The following is a 19281-nucleotide window of genomic DNA, read 5'->3' on the forward strand; positions in this document are numbered from 1 at the left end:
GCGACACATTTGTTTACACGCCCGAACTGAACCGGGAACCCGCACGCTGTCCGACCTTACCGCCCGTATCCGCGACAACATCGTCCTGTTCGGCGCGCTCGCCGCCAACCTCGGCATCGCAGTGGCGAAATTCGTTGCCGCCGGCATCACCGGATCGTCGTCGATGCTGACCGAGGGGGTCCATTCGGTCGTGGACAGCGGCAACCAGGTGCTGCTGCTCTACGGGCAGAAACGCGCCAAGCGCCCGGCGGACGCGGCGCATCCGTTCGGCTACGGACGCGAGCTGTATTTCTGGGCGTTCGTGGTCGCGATCCTGATCTTCGCGATCGGCGCCGGCGTCTCGGTCTACGAGGGTTATCTCCACATCATCGAGCCCGAGGAGCTGACCAACCCGACGATCAACTATGTCGTGATCGCGATCTCCTTCGCGCTGGAGGGATCGTCGTGGTGGATCGCGCGGCGCGAGTTCAAGCAATCAAAGGGCGATCTCGGCTGGTGGGAGGCGATCCACCAGTCGAAGGACCCGCCCGGCTTCATCGTGTTGTTCGAGGATTCGGCGGCGCTCGCCGGGCTCGTCCTCGCCGCGGTCGGCGTCTGGGCAAGTCACGCGTTCGGCGACCCGCGGATCGACGGCTACGCCTCGGTCGCGATCGGCGGCGTGCTTGGCATCGTCGCGGTGCTGCTCGCGCGCGAGGCGAAGGGCCTGTTGATCGGCGAGCGTGCCGACCCGCAGGTGGTCGCGCGCGTTCGCGAAGCAGTTGCGGCACATCCGGCGATCACCGCGGTCAACCACGTCCGCACGATCCACACCGCGCCCGACAGCATCTTCGTTGCGATCAGCGCCGATTTCGACGACAATCTCACGATGGGACAGGGCGAGACGATGATCGAGGAGATCGAACAAACGCTGAAGAAGGCGGAGCCGCGCTTGTCCTCGATCTACATTCGCCCTGAAAAGACGAGCGACGCGGTGTCGGACGGAGCCGCTGCGTGATGACGCTGTTCAACCGGCTCGCCAGCTCGCTTGGCGCCATGCTGCTGCTCGCCACCGCGCTGCCGGCGCAGGCGGCGGTCACGATCACCTTCTGGAACCGCGACTTCGGCAACTACTTTCCGCACGCCTTCTTCATGCTGCGCGGCGCACCCGATCGCGGCGGGCCGGCGGTCGACGCCAGCTACGGCTTCACCGCGCAGTCGGTCACCCCGGCGCTGCTGTTTGGCAACGTCAAGGGGCGCGTCGAGACGCCCAAGCTCAACTACATGAACGGCAGTCACGTGCGCTTCGCGGTCACGCTGACCGACGCGCAATATGACGCGGTGCTGCGGCTGATCGCGGGCTGGAGCGAAAAGACGGGCGACAGCACCTACAATCTGGGCAAGCGCAACTGCGTCCACTTCGTGCGCGAGGCGGCGCGGGCGAGCGGGCTGACCGGGCTCGATCACCCTAAGCTGATGAAGAAGCCGAGCAGCTTCCTGCTCGCGGTGGAGAACGCCAACGCCGGCCATGTCAGCGTGATCGAGAAGGCCGGAAAGGACTATCTTGCCACGCTGCCCGCAATCGACGGCGTGCGCCCGATCGACGCGCCCGTCTCCGACCCCGGCACGATGAAGGGCAAGCCAGACACCCAATAGTCCCGGCACCTCACGCGGGCACCAACTCCAGCACGTCAAGGGTCGACTCGAACGCCGGATAGGGTTGCGCGACGCGCCAGCGCGCCGGCGCGATCCGCTCGACCCAGCCCGCGACATCGCGGGTCGCGTCGCGCCCGTACCGCATCGCGCTCCGCTCGTCGCCGAGGGCGATCGTGCCCAGGAACACCGCGCGCGTCGTGTCGTGCGGATAGATGGTCCCGATCACGCGCTGCGATCCCGTAAGCTTGGCGAGCGTCACCTCGCCTCCTTCGGCGGCGACGCGACAGCGAAAGAACGGGTAAGCAACATAGTCGAGCCCGCCAGGCGTCTTGGCGCCGAGCTTCACCGTGCGACAGCGGTAATCGCCCGCGGGCGGCAGCGGATCGGGTAGCGCCGTGTCATAGGCGTAGAGCGGCGGATCGGCGTCGATCTTGGCCCCCGCACCGCTGCCGCGCGCCTTGCCCAGCGCCGCGATCCAGGCGGTACGCCATCCGCGCAGCCGCTGCCGGTCTGACCCGGTCGCGATCGTTCGCCAGCCACGCGCGTCACCCGCCGAGCGCCCGGCCGGCTCGTCCACGGCCGACCGCACACCCATGTCAGCACTCCCTCCACCGCATCCACCGAGCACCGCCAGCACCAGCCCGGCGCAGGCGAGCCGCTTGGCGCTCACGCCGCGGTCCAGCCGCCGTCCGCGGACAGGTTCGCACCCGTGATCGCCTTTGCCTCCTCGCGGCACAGGAACAGCGCGAAGGCGGCGACCTGCTCGGGCGTCACGAACTCCTTGGTCGGTTGCGCGGCGAGCAGCACGTCGTTCATCACCTGCTCGCGCGTCATGCCCCGCGCCTTCATCGTGTCGGGAATTTGGCTCTCGACCAGCGGGGTCCAGACATAGCCGGGCGAGATGCAGTTGACGGTGATGCCGTGCGTCGCATTCTCAAGCGCCACGGCCTTGGTCAATCCGGCGACGCCGTGCTTGGCCGCGACATAGGCCGATTTGTTCGGGCTGGCGACGAGGCTGTGCGCGCTCGCCGTGGTGATGATCCGACCCCAGCCCTTTTCGCGCATCAACGGCACCGCCGCGCGCATCGCGTGAAACGCACTCGACAGGTTGATCGCCAGGATCGCGTCCCATTTCTCGACCGGAAAGTCGTGAACCGGGGCGACATATTGGATGCCGGCATTGTTGACTAGCACGTCGGGCCCGCCGAGCTCCGCGTGGGCCCGCGCCACCATCGCCGCGATCTCGTCGGGCTTGGTCATGTCGGCCGCGTCGTGGAGCGCGCGCGCGCCGCTCGTCGCCTCGATCTCCGCGCGTGCCTGCTCGATCGTGTCGGCCTCGCCGAAGCCGTTCAGCATCACGCTCGCGCCCTCCGCCGCCAGCGCACGCGCGATCGCGAGGCCGATGCCCGAGGTCGATCCGGTAACGATCGCGCTCTTACCCTTCAGGAACATGGCCTTCTCCTCTCCGCTCTGCATCAACCACTAGCCGACGCGTTGCAACCCGGAGCCCGCCAAAGGGGTTCATGCCGCAACAGCAACGATTGCACCGGGGGGCAGGCCATGCGGCTCGACGATTACGAGAATGACATCGACGTCGGCGATGCCACATCGCGCGGCGGCTTCGGCGGCGGCGGCGGCGGGCTGCTGTTCGGGTTGCTGCCGCTGATCGGCAGCCGGTTCGGCTGCGGCGGGATCGTCGTCGTGCTGATCCTGATGGCGGTATTCGGTGGCGGCCTCGGCGGGCTGGGCGGCATCCTCGGCGGCGGCGGAGGCAGCGCCCCCTCGACGCAGGTCGGCCAGCAGTCGGGCGGCGGCAGCGTGCAGCAGATCTGCGACGCCAGCCCCGAACGACGCGCGACCTGCAACGCGTTCAGCAATGCCGAGAATACTTGGGAACAGATCTTCGCCGCCTCGGGCCAGCCTTTCCGCGCACCCGGTCTGCGCTTCTTCAGCGGCCAGGGTCAGTCCGGCTGCGGCGCGGCGCAGAGCGCGATGGGGCCGTTCTACTGTCCGACGGACAGCGACATCTATCTCGACACCAGCTTCTTCAACGAGCTGACCAACCGCTTCAAGGCGCCGGGCGACTTCGCGCAATATTACGTCGTCGCGCACGAATTCGGCCACCACATCCAGAACCTGCTCGGCACATCGGCGCAGGTGCAGCAGGTCCAGCGCAGCAGCAGCGAGACGGAGGGCAACGCCGCCTCGGTCCGGCTCGAGCTGCAGGCCGATTGCTACGCCGGCGTCTGGGCGGCGAAGAATCGCGATCGGTTAGAGCCGGGCGACGTCGAGGAAGGCATGCGCGCCGCGCAGGCGATCGGCGACGACACGCTCCAGCGCGAGGCGCAGGGCCGCGTCGTACCCGACAGCTTCACCCACGGCACCTCGGCGCAGCGCCAGTTCTGGTTGCGCCGCGGGATGGAAAGCGGTGACCCCGCGGCGTGCGACACCTTCTCGGGCGCGATCTGAACGAGGAACGGGCGAGCTGCTCCAGCATCTCGCCCGTTCATGTTTCCATTGATGGTCAGCCCGGCGCGTCAGGTCCGCCGGGCTCATGCGCAATCAGATACGGTGGCCACCCACGTAAGCGAACAGCAGGTCGGCATCGTTCGACGCGTGCAGCTTCTCCGTACCCGTCACGGTGACGCACTCGCCCGCCTTCCACGCGACGCCTGCGACGACGCCCTCACCCTTGATCGGCACCAGCCAGCCGGTCTTTCCCTCGGGCAAGTCAATCTCCCGGTCGCCGCCGGTCCAGCGCTCCAGCACGAACTTCGGCCCTTCGACCAGGATCGTGCGACCCGGCTCGACCTCGCCCGGCGCGCTCGGCGGCGTCCACGGCGTCAGCTCCGCGACCGCGATCCCGTCGTCCAGGTGCAGTTCGCGCGGGCGGCCGTAATCGTACAGGCGGTAGGTCGTGTCCGAATTCTGCTGCACCTCGATCAACGTCAGCCCGGCGCCGATCGCGTGGATCACGCCTGAGTGCGAGTAGAAGAAGTCGCCCTTCTTCACCGGCTTCCAATCGAGCTTGTGCTCGATCGACCCGTCGAGCGCGCTTTCCCGCAGTTCATCCGCGGTCATCGGCGCCAGCGGACCGATCGCGATCGTCGAATCGGGCTCGGCATCCAGGATCGTCCAGCATTCGTCCTTGCCGCGCGGCAGGCCACGCTTCTGCGCTTCCTCGTCCGACGGGTGATCCTGCACCGACAATTTCTCGCTGGTGAACAGATATTTGATCAGCAATTCCGACTGTTCCGGACGCGGTGACTGGAACCACACCTCGCCGATCGGCTCGCCTTCGGGCGACGGATCGGGAAAGCCGGGATAAAGCGTGTGCCGGCCCCACGGCTTCTCGACGCGCTTGGTGGCAAGCAGGGTGGCGGGCATGGGAACTCCTGTTGGTCGTAAGAGGCGGAACAACGCCCGCGGTAACACGTCCGTTGCGCAACGCGAGTGCAAACAGCTGATCGGTGAGCGTAACGCAAAAGCCGTTGTTCCGACGCGTTCGCATGCGCTAAGGCCTGCGCCGATGCGTACCCTTCCCGTTCGTGGCCTTTCGGCTCGTGGTCTGCCAATCGCGCTGATCGCCGCGCTCGCGCTCCCCATTGCTGGTTGTGCGCGCAGCCGCGCTGGCAGCGACCTGCCCTATGTCGCGCGCGACGTCGGCACCTTGTACACCTCGGCCAAGACGCGGCTGGATCAGGGGCGCTACAAGGAAGCGGCCGCGCTGTTCGACGAGGTCGAGCGCCAGCATCCTTATTCGGTCTGGGCGCGCCGCGCGCAGTTGATGGGTGCCTTCAGCTATTATCTCGCGCGCGATTACACCAACGCGATCCAGGGTGCGCAGCGCTTCCTGTCGGTCCACCCGGGCAATCGCGACGCGCCTTACGCTTATTACCTCGTCGCGATGAGCTATTACGAGCAGATCAGCGACGTGACGCGCGATCAGAAGATCACCACGCAGGCGCAGGAATCGCTCGGCGAGCTCGTCCGGCGCTACCCCAACACGCGCTACGCCGCCGATGCGCGGCTGAAGCTCGACCTCGTGCGCGATCACCTCGCGGGCAAGGAGATGGAGGTCGGCCGCTTCTACGAACGCCGCCGGCAGTGGCTGTCCGCGACGCTGCGCTTCCGCAAGGTGATCGACGAATATCAGACAACGACGCACGCGCCCGAGGCGCTGATGCGACTGACCGAGACCTATCTCGCGCTCGGCGTCCGCAACGAAGCGGAAAAGGCCGCCGCCGTGCTCGGCGCCAATTACCCGGGCTCCGACTGGTATCAGCGCGCCTACAAGCTGATGCGCGAATATCCCTCGACCGCGATCGCGCCGCTCGCGCCGGGCGCGCAGGTGGTGCCGCCGGGCACGCGCACCACGACGGTGGCGGGCGAAGCGACCACCAGCGTGCCGGCCAAGGCCGATGCGCCGAACGCGGTCACGCCGGCGACCACCGGCGGCGATCCCGCGGGCACCTTGCCGCCCGATACGACCTCGCCCGCGAACACCCCCAATCCGACGTCGAGCACGCCGACCCCGTAAGGGGCGCGACGTGCGTGTTCGCGGAACAAAAAGGGTAACTTCGCGTCCGATCTGCGCTAAAGGCGTTGGCGACCTATGCTGACCGCCCTTTCCATTCGCGACGTGGTGTTGATCGAAGCGCTCGACCTTGAGTTCGGCGACGGGCTCGGTGTGCTGACCGGCGAAACGGGTGCGGGTAAGTCGATTCTGCTCGACTCGCTCGGCCTCGCGCTCGGGCGGCGCGGCGACAGCGGGCTGGTGCGTCACGGTGCCGCGCAGGCGAGCGTCACCGCGACGTTTGACGCACCCGCGGGCGTCGACGCGGTGCTGGAGGAAAATGGCATCGACGCCGAACCGGGCGAGCCGCTGATTGTCCGCCGCATCGTCAAGGCGGACGGCGGCAGTCGCGCCTTCGTCAACAACCAGCCCGCCTCCGCCGCGCTGCTGCGCGAGATCGGGCAGATGCTGGTCGAGATCCACGGACAGCACGACGACCGCGGCATGCTCGCCCCCGCCGGCCACCGCGCGCTGCTCGATGCGTTTGCGCGCGCCGACGTGGCGAAAGTGTCCGCCGCCCATGCCGCCTGGCGCGCCGCCGCGTCCGCGCTGGAGGACGCGCAGGCCGAGATCGCGACCGCGCAGCGCGACCGCGAATGGCTCGAACACGCGGTCGCCGAACTCGACAAGCTCGCGCCCGAACCCGGTGAGGAGGAAGCGCTCGCCGAACGCCGCCGCGGCATGCAGCGCGCGGAGAAGATCGCCGACGATCTGAACGACGTGACCGGACACGTTGACGGCCGCGACGGCGCGATGACGCAGCTGCGCCAGGCCGCGCGCGTGCTCGAGCGCATCGCGGAGGATCACCCCGCGCTCGCCGAAGCGCTCGCCGCGATCGACCGCGCGGTGATCGAGGGGGCGGTCGCGGAGGAAAAGCTGCGCGATGCTGCCGCCGCGCTGATGCACGATCCACGTCAGCTGGAGGAGGATGAGGCACGGTTGTTCGAGCTGCGCGCGATGGCGCGCAAGCACCGCGTCCAGCCCGACGACCTCGCCGCGCTCGCCGATCGACAGCGCGCGCAGCTCGAACGTTTGAACGCGGGCGAGGAAGGTCTCGCCGGGCTGGAGGCGCGGGTCGACAAGGCGCGCGCCGCCTATGTCGCGGCCGCCGACGCCCTCACGAAGCAGCGCGCCGCCGCGGCGAAACGGCTCGATGCTGCAGTCGCGGGCGAGCTCGCGCCACTCAAGCTCGACGCCGCGCGGTTCCGCACGATCGTTGCCCCGCTTAGCGAGGGTGAGTGGTCGCCCGCCGGATGTGACCGCGTCGAGTTCGAGATTTCGACCAACCCCGGCGCGCCCTTCGCACCATTGGCCAAGATTGCGAGCGGCGGCGAGCTGTCGCGCTTCATTCTCGCGCTCAAGGTCGCGCTGGCGCAGCAGGGCGGTGCCGCGACGATGATCTTCGACGAGATCGACCGCGGCGTCGGCGGCGCGGTGGCGAGCGCGATCGGCGACCGGCTCGCGCGGCTGGCGACGCGCGCGCAACTGCTCGTCGTCACGCACTCGCCGCAGGTCGCGGCACGTGGCGCTGCGCACCTGCTGATCGCCAAGAGCAACGACGGCAAGGTCACACGCACCGGTGTCCGCCCGCTGTCAGCCGCCGAGCGGCGCGAGGAGATCGCGCGGATGTTGTCGGGCGCGACCGTCACCGACGAGGCGCGCGCGCAGGCCGAGCGTCTGCTCGAACCCGCCTGAGCGCCGCGCGCGCTTTCGCTTACCGCTCGCTCAGATAGTAGCGATCGGTCGCGTTCAGGTCCGCGTCGAGTTCGTAGACGATCGGCTGGCCGGTCGGGATCTCCAGCCCGGTGATCTCGTCGTCTGGAATGTCGCTTAGATGCTTGACCAACGCGCGCAACGAATTGCCGTGCGCGGAGATCAGCACGCGCTGCCCGTCCTTCAGCGCAGGGGCGATCCGCTCGTCCCAGTACGGCAGCACGCGCGCGATCGTGTCCTTCAGGCTCTCGGTCGCGGGCACGTCGATGCCCGCGTAGCGACGATCGCCCGACAGGTCGTACTCGCTCCCCGCCTCCATCACTGGGGGCGGCACATCGAAGCTGCGGCGCCAGATATGCACCTGCTCGTCGCCGTGGCGGGCCGCGGTCTCCGCCTTGTCGAGCCCGGTCAGCCCACCGTAGTGCCGCTCGTTCAGCCGCCAATGCTTCTCGACCGGCAGCCACAACCGCCCCATCGCCTCCAGCGCGAGGTTGAGCGTCTTGATCGCGCGCGTCTGCAGGCTGGTGAACGTTTGGTCAAAGTCGAGGCCTTTCGCCGCCATCAGTTCGCCCGCCGCACGCGCCTCGGCCGCGCCTTTCTCGGTCACGTCGACGTCCCACCATCCGGTGAAGCGATTCTCCAGGTTCCACGACGACTGGCCGTGGCGGATGAGGACAAGTGTGGGCATGGATGGAACCTCTGTGCGGGGCCGCACGGCGGCGGCGGTTTACCCCTCGCTAGGGGAAAGCGGCGGGCGCGGGCAAGCCGCGATGGCTACAGGTGCAGCACGAAGAAACGATTGTGCGGGCTGGGCCGATAATCGGCAAACGCATCGCAGGGGACGAAGCCGGCGCGCTTGTAGAGCCGGATCGCGGCGTCGTACGCCGGCGTCGTGCCCGTCTCCAGATAAAGGCGCGTCAAACCGCGCCGACGCGCCTCCCCAATAATCGCCGACAGGATCGCATGGCCCGCGCCGCGCCCGCGCGCGGCGGCCGTGCTGCGCATCGACTTCACCTCCCCGCCCCCGTCACCCAGTTGCTTGAGCGCGCCCATGCCGGCGACGACGCCATCGTTCCATGCGATGAAGAACGCGATCTCGGGCGCCGACAGCGCCCGCCCGTCGAGCGCGAAGGAGAAGCCCTCGGGCACCGCGCCGCGCTGTTCGGCGACATGCGCGGCGAGCAGCGCTGCGATCGCTGGGTTGGTGGGATCGTCGCGACGTACCTGCACTTGCGCGCTCCGCTGCCAAGGTGTTGTGTAGCGGTGTATCGCGCCGCGGCCGGCGGGCAAGCACGGAGGATCGCACATGGCAGTTGAGCGCAGGACGTTGATCCATGACGGCCCGGGTGGCCGGTTCGAGGGCGTGTTCGCCTGGGACAGCGCACACCCAGGCCCCCGCCCCGGCGTCCTGGTGATCCCCAACATCCTCGGCCAGAAGGAGGAGGACAACGCCAAGGCAGAGGCGCTCGCCGCGCTCGGCTACGCCTCCTTCGCGGGCGACGTCTATGGTCAGGGCAAGCGGACGCAGCGCGGACCCGAGGCATCGCGCTACATGGACGAGATGAACGCAGACCGCGCGCTGCTGCGCGACCGGTTGGACGCCAGCCTGTCGGCACTGAAGGCCCAGCCCGAGGTCGACGCGGCGAAGACTGCCGCGATCGGTTTCTGCTTCGGCGGCAAGTGCGTACTCGACATGGCGCGCAGCGGCCTCGACATCCTGGGCGGTGTCAGCTTCCACGGTGTCTACGATCGCCCCGATTACGACAATGTCTCACCGATCAGGACCAAGCTGCTGATCTGCCACGGCTGGGACGATCCGCTCGGCAAGCCAGAGACGGTGGTCGCGCTGGGACAGGAGCTGACGCAGAGCGGCGCCGACTGGCAGATCCACGCTTACGGCAACGCCGGCCACGCCTTCACCGACGCGAGCATGAGGGGATCGACCATCCCCGGCGTCGCTTACGAGGAGCGGGCCGACCGTCGGAGCTGGCAGGCGATGCAGAATTTCCTGAGCGAGGTCTTCGCATGAAGACGCGCGTGACCGAGATGCTCGGCATCGAGAAGCCGATCATCCAGGCGGCGATGGGCTGGATCGCGCGCGCGCCCTTGTCGAGCGCGGTGTCGAACGCGGGCGGCATGGGGATCATCGAAACCTCGTCGGCCGAACTCGACGTCATCCGCGGCGAGATCGTCAGGATGCGCGACCTCACCACCAAACCGTTCGGGGTCAACGTCGCGCAGGCGTTCGTGCGCGACCCCTGCATCATCCAGTTCGTGATCGATCAGGGCGTCCGCTTCGTCACCACCTCGGCGGGTGATCCGATGAAATACACCGCGACCCTGAAAGCGGCCGGGCTGACCGTCTTTCACGTCGTGCCCAATCTCGCCGGTGCCTTGCGCGCGGTCGAGGCCGGCGTCGACGGGCTGATCGTCGAGGGCGGCGAAGGCGGCGGGTTCAAGAACGCCAAGGACGTGTCGACGATGGTGCTGGTGCCGCAGGTGGTCGCGGCGGTCGACGTGCCCGTGGTCGCCGCCGGCGGCATCGTCGACGGACGCTCGATGGCGGCCGCCTTCGCGCTCGGCGCGGAGGGCGTGTTGATGGGCACGCGCATCCTCTCGGCCAGCGAATGTCCGGTGCACGACAATTGGAAACAGGCGATCATCGACGCCGACGCGACCGACACGGTGTTCCTGAACCGCAGCGGCCCGGGCCCGGCGCTGCGCGCGCTGCGGACGAAACGCACGACGCGGATCGAGGCGGACGGAAGCCCCAGCATCTTCGCCGAATTCGCCGACACGCAGGCGGTGTATTTTGGCGGCGACCTGGAAGCAGGTATCGCGCTGACCGGGCAGGTCGCGGGGCGGATCGACGCAGTGAAACCGGTGGCGCAGATCTTCGCCGAAACGATGGCGGAATATGACGAGGTGGTCGCCGCGCTACCGCGATAGTCGCCCGCGCTCGCGGTCAGTTCACCGTCCGCAGAATGTCCTCGAACTCCACGCGGATGTCGTCGGGCGCGCTGCGCAGCAGCACCTGCAACCGCTCGCGGATCGCGTCGGTCTGGCGACTGTCCGACATGCTCGCCATGGTCCAGCCGCTGAAGATGCGGCGCGAGTCGAGTTCGTCGTGCAGCGTCTTCACCTCGGCGTGGCGCGGGTCGGCACTGATCCGCGCGAACACATGCTCGATCGCCTCGGGCGTGCCCTCCAGCACCTGGAGAAAGCGCCGCCCGTCCGACAGCAGGATGCCCGAAATACCATTCAGCCCGTTGTTGGCGCGCGACTGGCGCAGGATGTCGATCTGCGTATCGTCGTCGGTCGGGGCGGTCGCCGTGCTGGAGTAGACGATGCGTCGAAACCGCGCATCTTGCTGGTCAGTCATCCTGGCGCATTAGCTAATCCATGTTACCAAGTCGAGACGATCATGACCTCGCGGCAGCACGGTGGTGACGGATCACCTCGTCGATGATGAATCGCAGGAATTTTTCGGAGAATTCGGGGTCGAGCTCGGCATCGAGCGCGAGTTGACGCAGCCGCGCGATCTGCTGTTCCTCGCGGCCCGGATCGGCGGCAGGCAGACCGCTCGCCGCCTTGTGCCGCCCGACCGCCTGCGTCACCTTGAACCGCTCGGCCAGCAGGCAGACGAGCGCGGCATCGATATTGTCGATACTCTTGCGGTAACCCTTCAGCACGTCGTCGGTCATGCGGCCCTCCGCGGCCCATGTTGCGCAGACACGCCCGGCTCGCAAGGACGATCGCGACTTGCCTTGCCCCGGCGTCCGCTCGTACACGCGCGGGGAGATGAGTGCATCGATCCACCGGCTCTCGGGCCGCACCCCTTCGCTCGATCCGATGGTCGATCTGGTCGCCGCCGACATGAATGCGGTCAACACCGTGATCCTCGACCGGATGCAGTCGCAGATCCCGCTGATCCCCAAACTCGCCGGGCATCTGATCGCGGGCGGCGGCAAGCGGATGCGGCCTATGCTGACGCTCGCGAGCGCGAAGCTGATCGGCTACACCGGCACGCGCCACCACCGCCTCGCCGCCGCGGTCGAGTTCATCCACACCGCGACGCTGCTGCACGACGACGTCGTCGACGGCTCCGACCTGCGCCGCGGCAAGCGCACCGCCAACATCATCTGGGGCAATCCGGCGAGCGTGCTGGTCGGCGACTTCCTGTTCAGCCGCAGCTTCGAGCTGATGGTCGAGGCCGACAGTCTGAAATCGCTCAAGATCCTCAGCCACGCGTCCGCCGTGATCGCGGAAGGCGAGGTCAACCAACTGACCGCGGTGCGCCGCGTCGACCTGGGCGAGGACCGCTACCTCGACATCATCGGCGCGAAGACCGCCGCGCTGTTCGCCGCCGCCTGCCGTATCTCGGCCGTGGTCGCCGAACGGCCCGACGCCGAGGAGGAAGCGCTCGACGCCTATGGCCGCTACCTCGGCATCGCCTTCCAGCTGGTCGACGACGCGATCGACTATACCTCGGACGCGGGCACGATGGGCAAGGATGCGGGCGACGACTTCCGCGAGGGCAAGGTCACCCTGCCCGTCATCCTCGCGTATGCGCGCGGCTCGGCGGAGGACCGCACCTTCTGGAAGGACGCGATCGAGGGCCGCCGCTCGAGCGACTCCGATTTCGCGCACGCGATCGAGCTCGTCCGCGCCACCCGTTCGGTTGACGACACGTTGGCGCGGGCGCGCCACTATGGTCAGCGCGCGATCGACGCACTCGGGCCGTTCGCGGGGGGTGCCGCCAAGGATGCGATGGTCGAGGCGGTCGAGTTCGCGGTGGCGCGCGCGTATTGACCTAGTTGGTCGAGGGATCCGCGGGTCAGACCCGTCGTTCGTCCGCCAGCTCACAACCGTGCACGCCGGTCTCGACCTGGATGGTCGCGTGGCCGATGCCGAACCGATCGTGCAGCATGGTCTGAATGCCGTGGAGGAACGCGTCGCCGGGATGGCCCGCGGGCACGCATAGGTGCGCGGTCAGCCCCGGCTCGGTGGTCGACATCGGCCAGATGTGCAGATCGTGCACCTCGGTGACGCCGGGCAAGTCGACGAGCGCGCCGCGCACCCCGTCATAATCGATGCCACGCGGCACCGCGGCGAGCGACATCTCGACCGTTTCGCGCAGCAAGCCCCAGGTCTGCCAGAAGATCACGCCCGCGATCACTAGGCTGACGAGCGGGTCGATCCAGCCCGCCCCGGTCGCCCAGATGACGATCCCTGCGACGACCACGCCCGCCGACACCAAGGCGTCGGACAGCATGTGGAGGAACGCGCCGCGAATGTTGACGTCACCTTTCCGCCCGCGCGCGAACAGCCAGGCGGTGATCGCATTGACCACGATCCCGCCCGCCGCCACTGCCGCGACCGACAGGCCCGGGACGTGCGGCGGCTCGGCGAAGCGCTGCACCGCTTCGGCCGCGATCGCGCCGAGCGCGACCAGCAGCAGCAACGCATTGGCGAGCGCGGCGAGAATGGTTGAGCCTTTCAGTCCGTAGGTGAAGCGCTTGGACGGTGGTGTCCGCGCCAGCGCCGCCCCGCCCCAGGCGATCGCGAGCCCCAGCACGTCGGACAGATTGTGCCCCGCATCCGCCAGCAGCGCGACCGAGCCGTAGAGCCAGCCCGCGACCGCCTCGACGATCAGATAGGCCAGGTTGAGCCCGATCCCGATCGCGAAGGCGCGATCCCAGCGCTCGGGCGGCGCTGCGTGGGCATGGCCGTGGCCGTGCGCGTGACCATGCGAATGGCCATGGCCGTGCGAGTGTCCGTGGTGGTGATGACCGTGCGCCATGCCGCGCCGTTAGAACAGACGCCGCGCGATATACTAGGACCCGGCCGGCGAAACGCGCGTGACCAGATGTGCGCGCTTCCCGCCGGTCGGCGTCGCAGCAGAAGCCGAGTCTAGGCGTCGACCGGCGCAGCCGCCGGCAGCCGCAACCGCACCAGCAGTCCGCCCAGATCCTCGCTTTCCTCGAGACTGACCGTGCCGTCGTAGATCTCGGCCACGTCGCGGACGATCGCGAGGCCAAGGCCCGTCCCGGGCTTGCCCGAATCGAGCCGAACGCCGCGATCGAAGATGCGCACGCGGTCGGCCTCGGGGATGCCGACGCCGTCGTCCTCGACCTGGATTTCCACGAAACCCGAATGCGCGCCGACGGTCACGAATACGCTGCCGCCGCCGTATTTGGCGGCATTCTCGACCAGATTGCCCATGATCTCGTCCAAATCCTGCCGTTCGATGTGCGCGACCAGATCCTTGGGTCCGTCCATGTCGACGCGGACGTGCGGGTAGAGCCGGCGCACCGCGCGCTCGACCGATTCGACGCTTGGCCACACTTCGGCGCGGCTGTGCGCGGAGCCGCGCCGCCCGACCGCGCGCGCGCGCGCCAGATGATGGTCGACCTGCCGCCGCATCGTGCGCGCTTCGCGGATCACGGTGTCGGCGAGATCGTCCGAGTTGGCGGTGGCGGCATTCATGATGACGGTCAGCGGCGTCTTGAGCGCGTGCGCCAGATTGCCGGCGTGCCGCCGTGCTTCCTCGGCCTGCCGCTCGTTATGTTCGACCAGCGCGTTCAGCTCGTCGATCATCGGCAGCACCTCGACGGGCATGTCGCCTTCGACCCGGTTCGCCTTGCCCGCCCGCATCCGCGCGATCGCCAGACGCACCCGCCGCAATGGCAGCAAGCCGTAGAAGGTCTGCAACGCGGCAAGCGCGACCAGCCCGATGCCCAGCAGCAGAAAACTGCGGATCAGCGTGCGGCGCAAAATGGTGATCTGCGCATCGAGCGCCTCGCGGCTTGAGGCGACCTGGAAGCGCCAGCGCACGGGCGATCCGGGCAGCTTCACGTCCTGCTCGACGACGCGCAGCTTCTCGTCCTTGAACTGGCGGCTGTCGTAGCTGTGGACGCTGCGGTCGTTGTGCGGCTGGCCGTAGGCGAGCTGACGATCCCACAACGAACGCGACGGCCAGGTCTCGTGCCCCGGCGCCGACACCTGCCAGTAGAGCCCCGAATAGGGTTCGAGGAAGCGCTGGTCGGCGGGTTCGCGGTTGAACGTCACCTCTCCCGCTGTGTCGATCTCCGCCGAGACGAGCAGCGAGCGCAGCACGTAGCCGAGCTGATCGTCGGCGTTGCGCGTGACCGCGGCGACCAGCACGCGGTCGAGCGCGAAGCCGCCGCCCGCCAGCAGGATCGATATCCACGCCGCCGCGATCAGGATCATCCGCCGCGACAGCGAGCCCTGCGTTCGTCGCCGCCTGCTCATCTCGTCGCGTTCCGGAACCATGTCGTCGCACGCCGGTTCAGCGACAAACAGGAGGAAAGACCATGCGGAGAGGTAGAAACATACCCGCCATGATCGTTGCAGTCCTGGGTGGAACCCTGGTGTCGATGCTGTCCGGTATGCTGCTCGCGTCCTACGCGGTCGCGGGTGTCACCCCCAATTACCTGCCGCCCCCCCCGCTTCGCACCGCGCGCGTGATCCCGGCCGAGCAGGACGGGTTCGCCGACCTGACCACGGTGCAGCAGATCGCCGCCCGCGTCGAAGCGGCGCACGCCAGCGGTCAGGAGCTGTAACGAAGCCGCCACGCCTCAGCCGTCCGGGTCCTCCAGGCTGTAGCCCAGCCCGCGGATCGTGGTAATGACGTCCTGCCCCAGCTTCTTGCGGATACGCGTCACGAACACCTCGATCGTGTTCGAATCGCGGTCGAAATCCTGATCGTAGATATGCTCGATCAACTCGGTTCGGCTCACCACCTTGCCCTTGTGGTGCAGCAGGTAGCTGAGCAGTTTATATTCCTGCGCGGTCAGCTTCACCGGCTCACCCGCCCGCGTCACCTTGCCGCTGCGCGTATCGAGCCGCACGTCGCCGGCGGTCAGTTCCGACGAGGCATTGCCCGAGGCGCGACGGATCAGCGCGCGCAGCCGCGCGATCAGCTCCTCGGTCTGGAACGGTTTCGCGACATAATCGTCCGCGCCCGCGTCCAGCCCCGCCACCTTGTCCGACCAGCTGTCGCGCGCGGTCAGCACCAGCACCGGGGTCACCTTCCCCTCCTTGCGCCAGCGATCGAGCACCGTCAGCCCATCGATCTCGGGCAAACCCAGATCAAGCACGATCGCGTCGTAATTCTCGGTCGAGCCGAGGAAATGCCCCTCCTCGCCATCGGTCGCGAGGTCGATCGCATAACCCGCCCCTTCCAGCGTCGACTTTAACTGCTGGCCGAGGTTCGGCTCGTCCTCGACGATCAGAACACGCATTATTGTCTCCCTGCGGCACGTCGGCACCCGCTTATCGGCGAGCGCCGGGCCAGATCAATGGTTAGCGGCCGGTCTGCCCCAGCACCTGCCCCGATCGCCCGTCCACGTCGACCCAGATCACCTCGCCGTCGTGGAGGAACTTGAGCGTGTAGACCGCCGACTGCGGATCGAGGTTGAAGCCGATATATTGCGCGCCCTTCATCGTCGGGATCACGCGCCGCTCGATCTCCTTGATCGGCAGCAGCTTGCCCGATCGCGTCGCGCGCCACGCGAACGCGCGCTCGCTCTCCTGCTCGCCGGGCGCGGCGATTGCGGCGGAGGGTGCCAGGGACAGCAGCAGAAGGAACGCGATCATCTTCACGAGGAGTTGCATAGCCACAACGGATTGAACACCCTGTGAATAACGCGGTCAGCGGTCGGTAACTTGCCCGGTCGCGGTCGGTTCCCTAGGTGCGCTGGCATGGCAGCTCCGATCCTAGCGTATGAAGACCTCGGCCTGGTGCAGGGTGCGGGATGGCTGTTCCGCCACCTCGACGTATACATCGGTCAGCGCGATCGGCTGGCGCTGATCGGGCGCAACGGCGCGGGCAAGTCGACGCTGCTCAAGCTCATCGCGGGCGCGATCGATAGCGACGAAGGCCGGCGCACGATTGTGCCGGGCACCAATGTCGTAATGCTGGAACAGGAACCGAACCTCGCCGGGTTCGAGACGCTGGCCGATTACGTCCTGTCGGGCGATCGCGCGCCCGAGCCGTACGAGGCGGAGGCGATCGCGGGGCAGCTCGGCATCGACCTCACCCGTGTCTGCGCGTCGGCGGCGGGCGGCGAGCGGCGGCGGGCGGCGATCGTGCGAGCGCTGGCGCTCAACCCCGACGTGCTGCTGCTCGACGAGCCGACCAACCACCTCGACCTCGGCGCGATCGAGTGGCTGGAGGAATGGCTCAACCGCTACACCGGCGCGTTCGTCGTCATCAGCCATGACCGTACCTTCCTGACGCGGCTGACGCGCCAGACCTTGTGGCTGGAGCGCGGGTCGCTGCGCCGCAACGAGGTCGGCTTCGGCGGGTTCGACGCCTGGACCGAAGCCGTCTACGCCGAAGAGGAGCGCGCCGCGCAGAAGCTCGACGCCAAGCTGAAACTCGAGGAACATTGGCTCCAGCGCGGCGTCACCGGCCGCCGCCGCCGCAACCAGGGCCGGCTGACCAAGCTGAAGGAGATGCGCGCCGAACGCGCCGCGATGATTGGGCCGCAGGGCGCCGCCGCGCTCTCGGTCGGCAGCGACGATGTGAAGACCAAGGTCGTGATCGACGCCGAACATGTATCGAAATCGTTCGGCGACCGCACGATCATCCGCGACCTCTCGTTGCGGGTCACGCGCGGCGACCGCATCGGCATCGTCGGCAGCAACGGCGCGGGCAAGTCGACCCTGCTCAAGCTGCTGACCGGCGAGCTCCAGCCCGACGCTGGCACCGTCAAGCTTGCCAAGACGCTCGACGGGATCGTCATCGACCAGCAACGCAGCCTGATGGCGCCCGAGAAGAAGGTGCGCGACGTGCTGGCGGACGGCGGCGAGTGGATCGACGTGCTCGGCACGCGCAAGCACATCCACGGATACCTGAAAGAGTTCCTGTTCGATCCCAACATGGTCGACGCGCGCGTCGGCACGCTGTCGGGCGGCGAGCGCTCGCGGCTGCTGCTCGCGCGCGAGTTCGCGCGCTCGTCCAACCTGCTGGTCATGGACGAGCCCACCAATGACCTCGACCTCGAAACGCTTGACCTGTTGCAGGAAGTGATCGCCGATTACGACGGCACCGTGCTGATCGTCAGCCACGATCGCGACTTCCTCGATCGCACCGTGACGGTGACGCTCGGGCTCGATGGCAGCGGTCACGTCGACGTGGTGGCAGGCGGGTACGAGGATTGGGTCGCCAAGCGCCGCCCGCGCGTCGAGGCGAAGCGGTCGGCGGCAAAGGCGAGCGCCACGCCGCCCGCGCCTCCACCCCCGACGCGCGTCAAGCTCAGCTACAAGGACCAGCGCGACTTCGAGCTGCTGCCGCGCCGGATCGAGGAGATCGACAATCAGATCGCGGCGAAGGAGGATCTGCTCGCCGACACCGGCCTCTACGCGCGTGATCCCGCCGCGTTCGACCGGCTGATGCGCGAAATCGCCGCGCTGCGCGATGAAAAGGACAGCGCCGAGCTGCGCTGGCTCGACCTCGCCGAGCAGGTCGAGGCACTCGGCTAGTTCGGGAGCGCGCGACCCTCGCGCCCGGCGAGGTCGACGACATACTGCCACGCGACGCGACCCGACCGGCTGCCGCGCCGTGTCGCCCATTGCACCGCGTCGGACGCGTCGAACGGCAGCGCATGCGCCTCGGTATAGCCACGCACGATGCCGAGATATTGTTCCTGATCGACGACGTGAAAGCCCAGGCTCAGCCCGAAACGATCGGCGAGCGCGAGCTGGTCGTCGGCGACGTCGCGCGCATTCACCGCGCGTTCCTGCGCGCCCATGTCGCGCGGCACGAGGTGGCGCTGGTTCGAGGTCACCACCAGCCGCGCGTTCGCCGGCCGCGCCTCCGCCCCGCCTTCCAGCAGCGAGCGCAACGCGCGCGCGTCGCCGACCGCGTCGAAACCGAGATCATCGAGGAACAGCACGAACGCGCGCGGCACGCCCGCGATCGCGTCGAACAGCCGCGGCAGCGTACCGAGCCAATCCGCCGCCACCTCCACCAGTGCCAGCGCACCGCCTGCCGCCTGCACCGAGCCGACGCTCGCCTTCACCAGCGCCGACTTGCCGGTGCCGCGCGCGCCCCACAACAGCACGTCCTGCGCCGCGTGCCCCGCCGCCAATCGTTCGAGATTGCCGAGCAACGCCCCTTTCTGCGCATCGACACCGTGCAGCAGATCGAGCCGGAGCGGGCGAAAGTCGCGCGCCGCGATCAGCACGCCATCGCGCCACACATAGGCCGGCTGCGCGATCGGATCGGCCGGCGCGGGCGGTGGCGGGCTCAACCGCTCCAGTGCGGCGGCGATGCGGATCAGGGCGTCGTCCATCAGGCGGCTATACGCCGGGTCAGCGCTCACTCAACC

At 68.2% G+C, this 19281-nt stretch carries 22 protein-coding genes; 10 read left to right on the forward strand and 12 right to left on the reverse strand.

Going from position 1 to position 19281, the window contains the following annotated elements:
* Positions 1-46 precede the first annotated feature (46 nt).
* Both Q0579_RS08750 and Q0579_RS08755 read left to right on the forward strand, forming a co-directional pair.
* Positions 47-994, forward strand: a complete 948-nt coding sequence (locus Q0579_RS08750; RefSeq protein ID WP_298811440.1) for a cation diffusion facilitator family transporter — start codon at positions 47-49, stop codon at positions 992-994.
* The gene (locus Q0579_RS08755; RefSeq protein WP_298811333.1) at positions 994-1632 is read left to right on the forward strand and encodes a hypothetical protein; all 639 of its coding nucleotides are present in this window, start codon (positions 994-996) and stop codon (positions 1630-1632) included. The genes Q0579_RS08750 and Q0579_RS08755 overlap by 1 nt, the downstream gene beginning before the upstream one ends.
* Before the next feature lie 10 nt (positions 1633-1642).
* Here the strand turns inward: Q0579_RS08755 and Q0579_RS08760 are convergent, their stop codons facing one another.
* Entirely contained in the window at positions 1643-2302 is a 660-nt protein-coding gene (locus tag Q0579_RS08760) for a DUF4893 domain-containing protein (RefSeq protein WP_298811335.1), read from the reverse strand.
* Positions 2299-3084 carry a 3-hydroxybutyrate dehydrogenase gene (locus Q0579_RS08765; protein WP_298811337.1) on the reverse strand — a complete coding sequence of 262 codons (786 nt, stop codon included), beginning with the start codon at positions 3082-3084 and terminating at the stop codon, positions 2299-2301. The genes Q0579_RS08760 and Q0579_RS08765 overlap by 4 nt, the downstream gene beginning before the upstream one ends.
* 108 nt (positions 3085-3192) lie before the next feature.
* Here Q0579_RS08765 and Q0579_RS08770 point away from each other — a divergent pair, with 108 nt between their 5' ends.
* Positions 3193-4101, forward strand: coding sequence for a neutral zinc metallopeptidase (locus Q0579_RS08770; RefSeq protein ID WP_298811340.1), 909 nt, complete (start codon positions 3193-3195; stop codon positions 4099-4101).
* 93 nt (positions 4102-4194) lie between these two features.
* Here the strand turns inward: Q0579_RS08770 and Q0579_RS08775 are convergent, their stop codons facing one another.
* Positions 4195-5019, reverse strand: a complete 825-nt coding sequence (locus tag Q0579_RS08775) for a class I mannose-6-phosphate isomerase (RefSeq protein ID WP_298811342.1) — start codon at positions 5017-5019, stop codon at positions 4195-4197.
* 142 nt (positions 5020-5161) lie between these two features.
* Here Q0579_RS08775 and bamD point away from each other — a divergent pair, with 142 nt between their 5' ends.
* Entirely contained in the window at positions 5162-6172 is a 1011-nt protein-coding gene (bamD, locus tag Q0579_RS08780) for an outer membrane protein assembly factor BamD (RefSeq protein WP_298811345.1), read from the forward strand.
* A gap of 75 nt (positions 6173-6247) precedes the next feature.
* On the forward strand, positions 6248-7903 hold the full coding sequence (gene recN / locus Q0579_RS08785; RefSeq protein ID WP_298811348.1) for a DNA repair protein RecN: 1656 nt from the start codon (positions 6248-6250) through the stop codon (positions 7901-7903).
* A 19-nt stretch (positions 7904-7922) separates the two neighbouring features.
* On the opposite strand, the gene gpmA is transcribed toward recN, so the two are convergent.
* Both gpmA and Q0579_RS08795 read right to left on the reverse strand, forming a co-directional pair.
* A complete protein-coding gene (gene gpmA, locus Q0579_RS08790; protein ID WP_298811350.1) occupies positions 7923-8609 on the reverse strand; it encodes a 2,3-diphosphoglycerate-dependent phosphoglycerate mutase in 687 nt (228 codons plus the stop codon).
* 86 nt (positions 8610-8695) lie between these two features.
* Complete coding sequence (locus Q0579_RS08795; protein ID WP_298811352.1) at positions 8696-9151, reverse strand: GNAT family N-acetyltransferase; 456 nt, start codon at positions 9149-9151, stop codon at positions 8696-8698.
* A gap of 76 nt (positions 9152-9227) precedes the next feature.
* On the opposite strand from Q0579_RS08795, the gene Q0579_RS08800 reads away from it, so the two are divergent.
* The gene (locus Q0579_RS08800; RefSeq protein WP_298811355.1) at positions 9228-9950 is read left to right on the forward strand and encodes a dienelactone hydrolase family protein; all 723 of its coding nucleotides are present in this window, start codon (positions 9228-9230) and stop codon (positions 9948-9950) included.
* A complete protein-coding gene (locus Q0579_RS08805) occupies positions 9947-10870 on the forward strand; it encodes a nitronate monooxygenase (protein ID WP_298811366.1) in 924 nt (307 codons plus the stop codon). Before Q0579_RS08800 ends, Q0579_RS08805 begins: the two co-directional genes overlap by 4 nt.
* A 16-nt stretch (positions 10871-10886) precedes the next feature.
* On the opposite strand, the gene Q0579_RS08810 is transcribed toward Q0579_RS08805, so the two are convergent.
* A complete protein-coding gene (locus Q0579_RS08810) occupies positions 10887-11303 on the reverse strand; it encodes a BLUF domain-containing protein (RefSeq protein WP_298811368.1) in 417 nt (138 codons plus the stop codon).
* Between the two features lie 40 nt (positions 11304-11343).
* Positions 11344-11625 carry a chorismate mutase gene (locus Q0579_RS08815; protein WP_298811371.1) on the reverse strand — a complete coding sequence of 94 codons (282 nt, stop codon included), beginning with the start codon at positions 11623-11625 and terminating at the stop codon, positions 11344-11346.
* Positions 11626-11722: 97 nt separating this feature from the next.
* On the opposite strand from Q0579_RS08815, the gene Q0579_RS08820 reads away from it, so the two are divergent.
* Positions 11723-12733, forward strand: coding sequence for a polyprenyl synthetase family protein (locus Q0579_RS08820; protein WP_298811374.1), 1011 nt, complete (start codon positions 11723-11725; stop codon positions 12731-12733).
* 25 nt (positions 12734-12758) lie between these two features.
* Here the strand turns inward: Q0579_RS08820 and Q0579_RS08825 are convergent, their stop codons facing one another.
* Positions 12759-13724: a cation diffusion facilitator family transporter gene (locus Q0579_RS08825; protein ID WP_298811377.1), complete on the reverse strand. Its 966-nt coding sequence runs from the start codon at positions 13722-13724 to the stop codon at positions 12759-12761.
* 110 nt (positions 13725-13834) lie between these two features.
* Positions 13835-15217 carry a HAMP domain-containing sensor histidine kinase gene (locus Q0579_RS08830; RefSeq protein ID WP_298811379.1) on the reverse strand — a complete coding sequence of 461 codons (1383 nt, stop codon included), beginning with the start codon at positions 15215-15217 and terminating at the stop codon, positions 13835-13837.
* 68 nt (positions 15218-15285) lie between these two features.
* Here Q0579_RS08830 and Q0579_RS08835 point away from each other — a divergent pair, with 68 nt between their 5' ends.
* Positions 15286-15507, forward strand: coding sequence for a hypothetical protein (locus Q0579_RS08835; RefSeq protein WP_298811381.1), 222 nt, complete (start codon positions 15286-15288; stop codon positions 15505-15507).
* Between the two features lie 15 nt (positions 15508-15522).
* Here Q0579_RS08835 and Q0579_RS08840 read toward each other — a convergent pair whose 3' ends face one another.
* Both Q0579_RS08840 and Q0579_RS08845 read right to left on the reverse strand, forming a co-directional pair.
* Positions 15523-16188: a response regulator transcription factor gene (locus Q0579_RS08840; protein ID WP_298811383.1), complete on the reverse strand. Its 666-nt coding sequence runs from the start codon at positions 16186-16188 to the stop codon at positions 15523-15525.
* Between the two features lie 61 nt (positions 16189-16249).
* Entirely contained in the window at positions 16250-16543 is a 294-nt protein-coding gene (locus Q0579_RS08845) for a hypothetical protein (protein WP_366522280.1), read from the reverse strand.
* A gap of 105 nt (positions 16544-16648) precedes the next feature.
* On the opposite strand from Q0579_RS08845, the gene Q0579_RS08850 reads away from it, so the two are divergent.
* A complete protein-coding gene (locus Q0579_RS08850) occupies positions 16649-18433 on the forward strand; it encodes an ATP-binding cassette domain-containing protein (RefSeq protein ID WP_298811387.1) in 1785 nt (594 codons plus the stop codon).
* Here Q0579_RS08850 and Q0579_RS08855 read toward each other — a convergent pair.
* The gene (locus tag Q0579_RS08855) at positions 18430-19245 is read right to left on the reverse strand and encodes an ATP-binding protein (protein WP_298811390.1); all 816 of its coding nucleotides are present in this window, start codon (positions 19243-19245) and stop codon (positions 18430-18432) included. The genes Q0579_RS08850 and Q0579_RS08855 overlap by 4 nt on opposite strands.
* Positions 19246-19281: the final 36 nt, after the last annotated feature.

This window comes from uncultured Sphingomonas sp., from assembly GCF_936927845.1.
GTDB lineage: Bacteria > Pseudomonadota > Alphaproteobacteria > Sphingomonadales > Sphingomonadaceae > Sphingomonas.